This window comes from Croceitalea sp. MTPC5 (assembly GCF_036985505.1).
Classification (GTDB): Bacteria; Bacteroidota; Bacteroidia; order Flavobacteriales; family Flavobacteriaceae; genus Croceitalea.
In genome coordinates this window covers 17,059-29,851 of the sequence record NZ_BTGQ01000007.1, presented here as the reverse complement: position 1 = coordinate 29,851, position 12,793 = coordinate 17,059, and the positions used below count along the sequence as shown (strand labels likewise).

Here is a 12,793-nt window from a genome sequence, read left to right as displayed (position 1 = left end):
TAATACAGTTCATGCTTGTAATCATCATTTAATCGATAATTTTACTCCTTTAACGAAATATAACTTTCTCAGCCTTTGATATGATTACATTTGAACACTGAATAATCTAAATTTTGTCAAAGACTTTGATTACAAAGACCAAAATATGGTTGTCTTCCCCCCATATGGGAGGAACAGAACAAGAATACGTAAATGAAGCGTTCAACACCAATTGGATAGCTCCATTGGGCCCTAATGTTGATGGCTTCGAAGAGGCAATATCACGATATTTTGAAGGTGCAGTTCACACTGCGGCACTCAGTTCAGGTACTGCGGCCATTCATTTGGCATTAAAACTTTTAGGAGTTGTACATGGTGATGACGTTATTTGTCAGAGTTTTACCTTTTCTGCAAGTGCAAATCCAATCACATATTTAGGGGCTAATCCCGTCTTTGTTGATAGTGAAAAGGATACTTGGAATATCTCTCCCGAATTGTTGGAGGAAGCTATTTTGAATGGCATCAAGAATGGAAAACCACCAAAAGCCATTGTGGCGGTTCATTTATATGGGATGCCCTATAAGCATGCAGAGGTGGCTGAAATTTCTAATAAATATGGAATTCCAGTGATTGAGGATAGTGCCGAAGCCCTTGGGAGTTCTGTCAATGGAAAAAAATGTGGGAGCTTGGGTGATATAGGAATATTATCTTTCAACGGAAATAAAATTATAACGACTTCCGGCGGTGGGGCACTTCTCACTAAAGACATTGAAATAAGGAAAAAGGCGGTTTTCTTGGCAACACAGGCTCGAGACGATGCGCCCCATTATGAGCATACCCATGTAGGTCATAATTATAGAATGAGTAATGTAATTGCTGGTATTGGCCGTGGTCAGATGGAAGTTTTGAATGATAGGGTGGCAGCTAGAAGGTACAACTATGCCTACTATAAAAAACGATTAGGAGAACTCAGCACAGTCAATTTTTTAGACGAGCCTCAAGGCTTTTCAAGTAATCGTTGGTTGACCTGTATCCTTACTCCTTCTTTTAAGATACGGGAAAAGATTAGGCTTGAACTGCAGCTAGAAGATATAGAGTCACGCCCGCTGTGGAAACCTATGCATGAACAACCAGTTTTTAAAAACTTTAAGTCTTACACCGACGGAACTTCATCCGATTTATTCCTTAGAGGTCTTTGTTTACCTAGTGGATCTAATTTACTTGAGGAAGATTTAGACAGAATAACATCCTTAATCTTAAAAACATTAAATCAATGTTGAAAGAATACATTTTGCGAAATTCACATAGATATGCGTCGAAGTGGTTGGTTTTTGCCATTGACACCTTGGTAATCGCATTTTCCTTTATACTCTCATACATTATTAGATTCAATCTCTCTTTTAATTTTGATGTATCTAAACTTTTGATGCAATTACCCGTGGTTGTTGTGATGGCCATGTTGGCTTTTGTGACTACCGGATCCTACAAGGGGTTTATAAGACATACGGGAATTAAGGACATTTACAATATTTTCAATGCGATATGCATTTCAAGTATTTTGGTTATTTTCATTGTTATCCTTAATAGGCAATTTTCTTATTTAAATGGGTTTACCATACCGCTTTCAATAATTATTATCCATAGTTTGATCAGTTTTGTCGGTTTGACAACGTCTAGATATATTTTTAAAAATCTGTATCACGGTATGGTCACAAGGTTCAAGGTTTTTAAGAATGTACTTGTATATGGCGCTGGGGAATCGGGTATTATAACGTATAATGCCCTTACCAATCATACGGCCACAAACTTCAAAGTTGTTGGGTTTATTGATGATGACAAGAAAAAAAGGGGAAAGAGAATCAATGGGCTCCCCGTGCATTCAAGAGAGGATTTAACGGAATACCTAATCGATAAATGTAATATATCGGAAATCATTGTTGCAATTCATAAAATCAACAATAATGAACTTAGAAAGTTGGTTGAAGGATTAGTGGATCTACCCGTACAAGTTAAAATCGCGCCGCCGGTTCAGGATTGGATCAATGGGGAATTCAAGGTTTCACAAATAAAGAATGTTCAAATTGAGGATTTATTAAATCGAGCACCTATTGACCTTGATAATTTGAATATAGAAAAGGAAATGCATAACAAAACTGTTTTGGTAACAGGAGGAGCGGGTTCGATAGGTAGTGAATTGGTTAGACAAATATGCAATTTCAAGTATAAGACATTAATCATTATCGACCAGGCCGAATCAGCCCTGTATGACCTGCAACAAGAGTTAAAACAAAAGGGGTTTCACAACTTTATCCCCATTGTTGGGGATGTCAGGGATAAAAAAAGAATGAATATTCTTTTTGAGGAATACAAACCAAATATGGTGTTCCATGCAGCGGCATATAAGCATGTACCATTAATGGAGCAAAATTCATATGAGGCAATTAGAATAAATATTGTGGGTACAAAAAACATTGCCGATTTATCAACCGAACATGAGGTAGATAAATTTGTATTGGTTTCTACTGATAAGGCGGTAAACCCAACAAATATAATGGGTGCTAGTAAGCGAATAGCTGAGATTTATGTGAGCTGCCTACAGCAACATAGTGCTACGCGTTACATTATTACTAGATTTGGCAATGTTCTGGGTTCCAATGGATCGGTTATCCCATTATTTAGAAGACAAATCGAAAACGGTGGACCGCTTACGCTTACCCATAAGGATATTACTCGCTATTTTATGACCATTCCCGAAGCGTCCCAACTGGTTCTAGAGGCAGGTTCGATGGGTGTCGGTGGTGAAATTTTCATTTTTGATATGGGTGAGTCGGTTAAGATTTTTGATTTGGCAAAAAATATGATAAAATTGTCCGGTCTGCTTTATCCAGAAGATATAGATATTGTTATTACAGGTTTAAGACCAGGAGAAAAATTGTACGAAGAGTTATTGGCAAATGGAGAGAATACACTTCCTACCTATCATAAAAAAATAAAAATTAGTAAGGCTCGAGAAATGGAATATGACAAACTTAAATCTCTTGTTGACGAGCTTTGCGTAGCTAATATGTTTTTTGGTAACAATACGGTACAGCTAATGAAGGATATTGTTCCAGAATTTATATCGAACAACTCTGAGTTTTGCAAATTGGATAAGAAAGAAAACACTACTTTTGAACTTGAAGGCAAAATTGCGGCAGGTGAAGCCCACAGCACGTTTAATTAAATTTTTAACATCTCTTATTTCATGAAAAAAAATAATTTGATGCTATTCGAAAGGATGATGGTCATATGTTTATTGATTCTACTCTCTTCATGTGCTTCTAGAAAAGAGGTAGTTTACTTTCAGGACACCGGAAATTTTGAAACCTTAGTCAATGACAACGCCTTTGTCCCAAAGTTTAAAGTTGATGATTTAATATCAATTCACGTATCTTCCCTTAATCCTGAAGCAAGTGAACCGTTCAACCTTTTCAGAGGACGTGCGGAAGGGGGCTTTCAAGCAGAGCAAGTGGACTATTTGGTCGATCAAGGTGGGGAGATAGATTTTCCTGTTATCGGTAAACTAAAAGTCGAGGGACTGTCTCCAGAAGATTTACGCCAATTATTACGTAATCAACTATCCGAATATTTAAAAGATCCAATTATAAACATTAGACTTAGAAATTTTACGGTTACGATACTGGGTGCAGTTAATAATCCTGGTACATACCCGGTTGGTGGAGAACAGGTTACCATTTTAGAGGCTTTAGGATTTGCCGGTGATTTGACCATTAGGGGTGTCCGCGAAAATGTATTGGTTATTCGGGACTTTAATGGTACTAAGGTCTATTCCCGAATTGATTTAACTTCTAAGGATATGATTAAATCACCAGTTTATTATCTAACCCAAAATGACGTGGTTTATGTAGAGCCCAATAAATCTGGAATAAAAGAAACTTCAATCGATGCCAGGGCAGGATTATACGTTTCTCTGATCTCAGTTCTGATAACATCTACTGTGATAATCATAACTAGAAACTAGCCCTAAATTTAGAACATTATCGATATCTATGGATGTTAAAAGCTACGTTAATACCGGGGTTGACTTTAACCTGTTGTTGAAACCATATCTCAAAAATAAGGTCTGGTTTTTTGTAAGTGTTTTTCTCTGTGTTTGTTTGGGTCTAATTTATATTCGTTATACCGTACCTAAATATGCGACTAAAGCTAAGATTAGAATTTTGGACGAAGAGTCTTCAGGCCCTTCTCTTAACCCGTTTAAAGACCTAGGAATTTTATCCGGTTCGGGAGAAGCAAAGGTCATGGATGAAATGGAAGTCTTTTTGTCTCGTTCGAATATGATAAGTGTTGTTGAGAAACTGGATTTAAATATTAAAATTAGGGCACTAGGAAATATTCGTGATTCGGAATTGTATGATAAACCACCTTTCAATATTAATTTTTTAGCCCCCGATACCTTAATAAATTCTTTGGATGATGTGAGTTTCTATTTGAAACCAATCAATAAAACATCGTTTCTGTATGGCACCGAAAGTGGGGATTATGGCAATAGCCATTCGTTTGGTGAGAAAATTAGTTCTGTAGTTGGAGAAATCATAATAACTCCAACCCAAGATAATTTCCCAAAGAACTATGAAAAGGAATACAAAGTCACTGTAATCTCTCCCTCCGTTATGGCAGAATTTTATCAAAATGCGATTACTTTAGTGAATTCAGGGGATATTTCTAACATTATAACTATTTCCCTAGAGGATGCCATTAAGTCAAGGGGTAAAGACATAATTAATTCGTTAATTGAGCGATACAACCAAAATGCAGTTAATGATAAAAAAGCTATTGCAGACCGTACGGCTAACTTTATTAATGACCGCATTGCAGATATTTATGGAAACCTTTCTGAGGTAGATCAGAATGCAGAAGACTTCAAATCAGGACGTGGTATTGCCGATATTACTGCACAAACCAATGTAAATTTAAATATCGGTGCTACCAATCAGCAGGAATTGCAAAATGCAACGGTACAATTAGAGATTGCGTCATCAATGAAAGACATAGTGCAGAATGAAGAAGGCTACGAACTACTTCCTGCGAATGTTGGTTTGTCTGATGCTACTATTTCAAGTACTACCGCCCAATACAATAATCTTGCCCTTGAGAGAAAGAGATTGTTGGAGAGTTCCAATGAAAAGAATCCTATAATTGTTAATCTTGATCAGCAACTGGATGGATTAAAGAAAAGTATGTTATCCAGTTTAAATGGTATGGAAAACAATCTCAGTCTTAGGGTTAATAGTCTTAGCGGTCAACTCTCACGAATTAATTCGAAGATTTATTCTGCACCGAAAAATGAGCGTGCCCTCAGGGATATAAGTAGACAGCAACAGACTACAGAATCCCTATACTTATATCTGTTGCAAAAAAGGGAGGAGTCACAAATTACCTTTGCTTCTGCATCACCGAAATCTAAAATCATCGATGATGCCTATTTGGTCAGTAAAATTCCGGTATCGCCAAAAAAAAAGATTGTTTTATTGGCATCCATTGTATTTGGACTATTATTACCATTTTCGATAATTTATGTTAATGAGGTATTTGATAATAAGATTCACAATAAAACCAATCTAGAAAAATTAACCGGAGATGTTCCTGTTCTAGCTGAACTGCCAAAGATTTCAAGAAAAGAAGAAACCTTAATTAAAATGGATGAACGTACCGTATTGGCCGAATCCCTCAGAATTCTTCGAACAAATTTGGATTATATTTTAAAATCAAATGGGAGGGAATTTGGCAATTCCATTTTTGTCACCTCAAGTGTTCCAGGTGAAGGAAAGACCTTGGTTTCATTTAATTTAGCCATGATTTATGCCAACGCCAAGAAGAAAGTTCTTCTCGTTGGCGCCGATATCAGGAATCCAAAAGTCTATGAGTTTTACAATGGTAAGAATGTAGATAAATTGGCTAAATCCCAAATGAATGCTAAGAATAAAGGGTTAACAGAATTTCTTTCTACTAGCGATTTGACTCCCAAGGAGATTATTACATCAATTCTGGCTAATGATCAAATCATTGACATTGCGTTTGCTGGGAGAATCCCACCAAACCCTACAGAATTGTTAATGAATGAAAGAGTAGATGAATTTTTCGAATATGTGAAGCGAAAATATGACTATATCATCGTGGATACGGCTCCCTTAATGCTGGTTTCCGATACTTTGCTAATTAGTAAAAATGCCGATCAAACCTTGTATGTCACTAGAGCAGGTATTACAGAGGAAAATGTTGTTCAATTCCCAATCCAATTGCAAAAGGAAGGAAAATTAAAAGGGCTGTCATTTATCGTTAATGGTGTAAAGTATTCCAATTTGGGTTACGGAGGAAAATACGGGTATGGTTACGGTGGTAAAAAGAAGAAATGGTACCAATTTTAGACTGATTTGTTTTTAGCGAAAACAAATCGATGGTTATCTTTACAAATAAAGAAGTTGATTGGATTTTTTCTCCTATTTTGAATGCATTCAATATATGGATGCCAAAAAAAATCCATCAAAAGACGACGGTCGTTACTAAATTTTAGGACTAACAAAATGGCCTTAAACCCCTGATAATCTTTCAGGTTTCAAATCAACCTTACAAGATGTAACTTCGTTTTTAAACAATATCACCCAGTTTGAAAAGTTTTATTGTATGTTATGATGTATCATAATACTAAAATCAGTAAATCATAACGTCTCTGTAAATACCTAGTTGTCATTGGGATGGCCAAATTTCACACAATAATATTGCTAATTCATAGTTGCTCATGATTAACTGTTATGGAATGATAATAGTTGGGAATAGTCTATTGTCTTCGTTTTCAGAAGTTTTATTATAGGTTTCAAAATACCATTTATTAAAATAGCCTCCATATAGGTTGGCAAGATCTAAACTCATATCATGATACTTTTCCTTTAAAAAGGTCAAAACCGTGGGGGGACAATCAAGTTCTATTGATTTGTTCACCACCTTATTTATTGCCGAATCGTTAGTATTCCGTGATTTTTTCAATTCTTCTTCAAATTCGTTTTTGGATGAAAGGAAGTGTACTACTTCCTTAAGCAATTGCTCTGGAGAATCCATTATGGCATCAAAGAAACCAATCAATAGCTTCTCTTTAGGAAAAACACTGGTAAAGTTGCTGATGGTACGTACATAATCCGACCTTAGTTCTTGTCCTTCACTTTGCATAAAAGCTATGATGTCATCCTCATTGACATTTTCAAGTTTAAATCCTTTAATACCTTTTTTAGTATGTCTAAAATGAGACCATGCCCTATCAATAGGGTTTCTGAGCATCAAAATTAACTTTGCGTCAGGAGCCATCGCATGCATTCTAGATATATCCTGCTTGTTAAGCATTGAATAACTGGGAGTTATCTCACCTTTTATTCCCTTTAAAGGTGCAAAGACTGAAATATACCATTCATCGCTATAATCCGAGAAAAACCATTTAAGTGTAAAAGGGAGATTCTTAAATTTCCCTTTAACAATTGTTGATGTAATGGACCTTGCGGCCTTTTTTAAGTACGCGAAACTGGTAATTCTATCTCTGGCCCGGGTTTTGGATAGAGTATTTGGCGACGGATATTTCGTATCTCTATCAAAATAATGCATTTCTTTTACAGGGGGAATCACGAAACCCGGTGTTTTGGTTAAATTGTAATATAACCAGGAAGTTCCTGCTTTTTGAGCTCCTATGCCCCAGAAATTAATTGGTGATTGCTCTTCCATATTTAAAACTCAAAATATTTATAACCCTACTATATTTAAAACAACAGTATTACCTTATGTTCAATGTATTTCTGATTGTCGTTTCTAAATATTCCCCAAATACAGTTGGTTTAAACTTTACCAAAATGGCACACAGTAGCAACAGAACTGCCATAAATACAATAAACATAATGACGTCGGTTTTACCCCATAAGTTGAATAAATGATTATATCCAAAAATCAAGACCCCAAGATAGATGCCTAACTTTAGGCCTGCTATAAAGGGTTTGAAAAAATATTCCTTAATCGTTCCCTTGAAAACATTTTTAACTAAAACGATCATCATCACATAGTTTATAAAATGGCTGATAACAATTCCGATGGCAGCTCCATTGATTCCGTATAGATAACCTAATGCACCGGAAAGAACTAGTATGATTACCACGAAAATGTACTTGCGAGTAACGTTTTTATAAATTAAACCCTGGGCCCTAATAACCGTATCCGTCATTTTTCCCGAATTACTGAAAGTCAAAACTAGCAACATAATTTGCAGAGGTGTTACGGCCTCTGACCACTTTGTCCCCATTAGAATTTGGACAATTTCAGCTGAAAAAAAAACGAGTAAAACCGTTGTGGGAATCATAATAGAATTACTTAATCCCAACCCAAACTTGTAAATTCTAATCGACCGTTCCTTTTCATCCTGAATTTCGGACATTACCGGAAACATAACCTGATTTATAATCTTTGCTAGAAATTGACTGGGAATATCCTTTACCCTAGAGGTTCTTTCATAGATACCTAATATATCCTGTGCAAAGATTTTTCCGAAAATCAGATTAAGCCCCCTATTCGATAAAAAATTGCTAAATGTCAATAACATCATACCTGAACCAAAACCAAACAACTCACGGGCTTCTTTATAATGTACGTTCAGACTGATTTTTATAGGAGCCAAATAAAACATGGCAATAGCACTTAGTAAGGAGGTGATTAGGGTAGCAATAACAAGCGACCATACTCCATAATCATTCATAGCCAAATAAATACCAGTGCCATAACCGATTATACTTGCGATTATCTGGACAATCGCGGCGTTTTTAAAGTGATAATATTTAAAAAGTAAATTGACTGAAATATTACTCAACGCAAGTAATATGATGTTTAAGGACGATACTTTAATTAGATGATCTAATCTGAGGTCATTGTAAACTGAAGCAATATATGGAGCCGTAATATAAAAAATGGCATACAATATGACTGCTAAAAGCATGCTTGTTTGCAAGGCGCCATTAATATGCCTGTTATTTATTTCCTTTTTTTGTATTAGGGCAGAACCCATCCCGCCCTGTATAAAAATGTTCCCAACGCCAATTATTGCATTTATAATAGCCATAAGACCATAGTCTTCTTTTAATAAAATCCTGGTCATGACGGAAAAGTAAAGAATCTGTAAAACGCTTAAGGACAATACGGAAAATGATTGCCATTTACCCGCGTGCTTGATTTTGCCACTAAGACTCATCCGACTTTGTTAAGTATGTAACCTAAAGTATTGAATAGGGGGTGTTTTTTAGCGGTACTACGCCATTTGTCATCATATTTGATTTTTCTTTTCTCAAATCGGTTAGGAGTGCCCGCTATAGTATGATCATTATTCAGTTCCATATATTCTGGCATCTCAAATACGTCAAAGCCGAAAAAGCCTGACATTTCGTCCAAAATCTTCTGAGGATTCTCAAAAAATTCTTCGTACTTCATGAAATAAACATCTTCTTTCTTTACACTTCGAAGTATTGATGAATATCTCATTCTATGTAAATAATTTGACAATAGGAACCTTAAAAGACTTTTATCCTCCCCACCGTATCTTTTCCACCACTTCTGTTTTGAAATTGATACCGCCCTTAAATCCCTTCTCAAATAGATAATTTTAAAATTAAAAAGAGAATCTTTGTAAAGTGAAGTGCCATGAAATGCAAACTTAGAAGAATCAACCAAGACATTACAGTTTGAAGTTTCAAAGACAGCGTTATAAACCCTATTCATCAAGGATTTTACCTTATCGTTCTTTAATTTTTGTGCATGCTTATCTTGTCCTCGAGGAGCCGTAATCATGGTATTGGAGATTTCTAGCGGATTTGAAATCCCCATTTTTTTATAAACTCTATTCCAAAAATCACATTCTAGTAGACTTTCACCACAAGAACAATTCCAATCCCAATTACTACCCGGTCCGGTTTTATGAATATGGCCGCTCAAAAGAGCTGCTTCCCCAACTGAAACAATTTGGGAAGACTTAGAAAGGACATTCTCTATTAGTGTAGATCCTGATCGTTGATTTGATATGATATAGATGATAGTTTGTCTTTCCTTCATAAAATTATCTCGATATTATATTCCTGATATCAGGTTTTAAACAATGGTATTAATTAATTGAACCTAACACTGTATCAATTCTTATACCACCGAATGCATTACCCACTTGCTTTGCATTTTACCTCATTAATAACGTGCTATATACATTTTATTATATGTTGGATAAGTAATTTTCAACTCTAGACTTGAGTATACACGTGTCAGAAAAAACTACGGAACCATTTCTAAATTCTCAACCTTTGGAAAACTTCTTGACTGCAATTCGTGCCACTATTACCCAAAAATCTTCAAATGAAGTGCATTTCATCGAAAAAATATAGGTTTTAAACGATTATCCTGGGATTTTTCTAATTTTACATCCCAAATGTTAGTAAAATCTTTTTTATCTTAATCTACAGAAAAATGGTGCCCCAAAATCCCTTCTTTTTCAAATTTATGGTTTTTTGCTTAATACTATCATTATTAATGACCACATCATGTGCCAAGGATTCTGATTTATTCTTAGAGGTAATTGAGGAGCAAACGGATTCGGGTGAAGTAGAGGATGGCGACGAAGTTTCTGAGGATCCCACAGAGCCAACAGATGAAGAAAGCGAACCGTCCAATTCTGGACCATTGAAAGCATTTCCTACGGCTTTTGGTGGGGGTTCCAATGCAACGGGAGGAAGAGGTAAAATTCTATACATAGTCGATACCCTTGATGACTCCGTTGCTGCGACATTACATCCTGAAAGCAGTGGTAATGATGCCTATTATACTGGCGGTCTTCAAGATGCTTTAACGCTTCATGATGTAGGGTATATTGTATTCAATGTGAGCGGAAATATTGATATTGGAGTTGGAGGAACTCGTAATTGGCCCAAAGGAAATGGACAGGGAATATATGTTCGTGGGAAAACGGTTTTTGGGCAATCTGCACCTCGGGGTGGTATTACATTGACAGGAGGAACTTTCAGAATAGGGGGCTTTAATCCCGATCAAGGCAATATTATTATACGTTATTTAAGGTCACGCCCTATTTTGAATAGAGATGGTGTACTCTCGACAAAGGACGATCGCAAGACGTGGGCATTTCACTTCACAGCAGTCAACGATTTGATGCTTGATCATGTCTCTGGCAGTTTTGCACCAGATAAAATTGCAGGTTCTGCGGTTAGACAAGAACACGTCACGGCTCCAAATTGCCCTTGTACCAATAAGGGACAAACCTTCCAATATGGGCTCTTTGCTGATGGAAATACAGGGCTTTACACAGAAGTAAATCCCGACCGGCCGAACAATCCCGAAAAACTGATTGATAATATTAGTTACTTGAATAACGTACTAATATCAACTTCACGTGCCCCCAATATGGCCTTTGATGGGTTTGGGGAAGTAGTCAATAACGTGCTTCACGATGGTCAGTTCAAATCCAGTAGGGTTTACCATGATATTCGATTGAACCACCTGGGTAATTACTATCAAAGAACCAATGGCGTATACTCATGGATTGGAGGTCTTGAATCCAATGATGTACCACAAGTATTTACACGAAGAAACGTGTATAATGGATCTATTAAAATAAACGGATACAATTCAGGGATAATTAATCTCAAAGGCAATGATTCGGAGGACAATACAATTCTTTGGATAGATAATCCAGATAGGGATAGGATTGCTGACCCTGTGCATTTAGCAGCTACACAATTCCCATCCACAGTACCTAATCCTTGGACTGAAACTACGGCACAAGATGCTTTCAATAGGCTAGTACTTAAGGGGAATGTTGGCGCTTACAAGTATCTTGACGATGACGGAGAAGTTCAAGAATATCGAGATTCTTTTGATATGAAAATGCTTTCCATTCTGCGCGATAATAGGGACTACAATCCAAAAGTGGCTTCAAACTGGGTCTTGCCGAGCATACCATCCAATACCCGACCAGCTGATTATGATACTGATAACGATGGTATGTCCGATACATGGGAAATACAACAATTTGGAAATTTAGACCAAAGCTATCGGGGAGATTTTGATGGTGATGGTTATGAAAATATTGAAGAATATATGAATCAGGTTGATTTTCAATAAATTAAAGATACTATCTGGCTAAATATATTAGTTGAAAAAACCAAGGGTCGGACTTTTTAGGGTTCGACCCTTTTTTTGTGGATTTTTAGCGTACTTCCTATTTCGATAATATTCCTACAAGGAATGATTTCCAGTTTTTTATAAGTTTAATCCAATTATTTGCACCTTAAATCGGCAATAAGATTAATTCGGTAAAGTTAAGAGGTGATATTCCTGTTTTGGCAAAATGACCAAAATTTAAAAAAGAAGATACTTCTGTTAAAATTGATTGACATACCTTATTGGTTCAATCTTTAAAAACATTGAAGACCAATCTTAACTGTTTTCTTAAAAATTAAAGTAATATTTGGCAAAACCAATATTCATTATCTCTGTTGTCCGGTGATGTAAAGACCCGTGTTTCATTGATTTTTCTGAGAACACATGCCAATACTGAAAAAAGGATTTCCTTTAGGGACCAGTATTCGAAACCCCAAATTATTTAAGCCTTGCACAGCGAAAAATGTGGATAAGTTGACTGAGTCCAAGCTGATTAAGGGTTGACCTATTTTTTGTTCGGTGATAGCCTGAACTTAAAGAGATTTTTTTGCTTTTGATGAACAATCCAATTGATATA

Annotated in this window: 8 protein-coding genes; 5 read left to right on the top strand and 3 right to left on the bottom strand. The window is 36.1% G+C overall.

Annotation, left to right across the window (positions count from 1 at the left end):
* Window positions 1-164: 164 nt before the first annotated feature.
* Genes AACM45_RS18355 through AACM45_RS18340 form a run of 4 tightly spaced genes read left to right on the top strand, consistent with a single transcriptional unit; the run spans window position 165 to window position 6,407 of the window.
* Window positions 165-1,259 (top strand): aminotransferase class I/II-fold pyridoxal phosphate-dependent enzyme, encoded by a 1,095-nt coding sequence (locus AACM45_RS18355; RefSeq protein WP_339144696.1) that lies wholly within the window; start codon window positions 165-167, stop codon window positions 1,257-1,259.
* A complete protein-coding gene (locus AACM45_RS18350; RefSeq protein ID WP_339144468.1) occupies window positions 1,253-3,202 on the top strand; it encodes a polysaccharide biosynthesis protein in 1,950 nt (649 codons plus the stop codon). The genes AACM45_RS18355 and AACM45_RS18350 overlap by 7 nt, the downstream gene beginning before the upstream one ends.
* Before the next feature lie 39 nt (window positions 3,203-3,241).
* Entirely contained in the window at window positions 3,242-4,000 is a 759-nt protein-coding gene (locus AACM45_RS18345; RefSeq protein WP_339144467.1) for a polysaccharide biosynthesis/export family protein, read from the top strand.
* A gap of 28 nt (window positions 4,001-4,028) precedes the next feature.
* Complete coding sequence (locus AACM45_RS18340; protein WP_339144466.1) at window positions 4,029-6,407, top strand: GumC family protein; 2,379 nt, start codon at window positions 4,029-4,031, stop codon at window positions 6,405-6,407.
* A gap of 382 nt (window positions 6,408-6,789) precedes the next feature.
* On the opposite strand, the gene AACM45_RS18335 is transcribed toward AACM45_RS18340, so the two are convergent.
* From AACM45_RS18335 to AACM45_RS18325, 3 genes are read right to left on the bottom strand one after another with little or no spacing between them, the layout of a single operon-like run.
* Window positions 6,790-7,746: a sulfotransferase gene (locus AACM45_RS18335; protein ID WP_339144464.1), complete on the bottom strand. Its 957-nt coding sequence runs from the start codon at window positions 7,744-7,746 to the stop codon at window positions 6,790-6,792.
* 49 nt (window positions 7,747-7,795) lie between these two features.
* Entirely contained in the window at window positions 7,796-9,253 is a 1,458-nt protein-coding gene (locus tag AACM45_RS18330; protein ID WP_339144462.1) for a lipopolysaccharide biosynthesis protein, read from the bottom strand.
* Window positions 9,250-10,107, bottom strand: coding sequence for a sulfotransferase (locus AACM45_RS18325; RefSeq protein ID WP_339144461.1), 858 nt, complete (start codon window positions 10,105-10,107; stop codon window positions 9,250-9,252). Before AACM45_RS18325 ends, AACM45_RS18330 begins: the two co-directional genes overlap by 4 nt.
* A 465-nt stretch (window positions 10,108-10,572) precedes the next feature.
* Here AACM45_RS18325 and AACM45_RS18320 point away from each other — a divergent pair, with 465 nt between their 5' ends.
* Window positions 10,573-12,177, top strand: coding sequence for a hypothetical protein (locus AACM45_RS18320; protein ID WP_339144459.1), 1,605 nt, complete (start codon window positions 10,573-10,575; stop codon window positions 12,175-12,177).
* Window positions 12,178-12,793 lie beyond the last annotated feature (616 nt).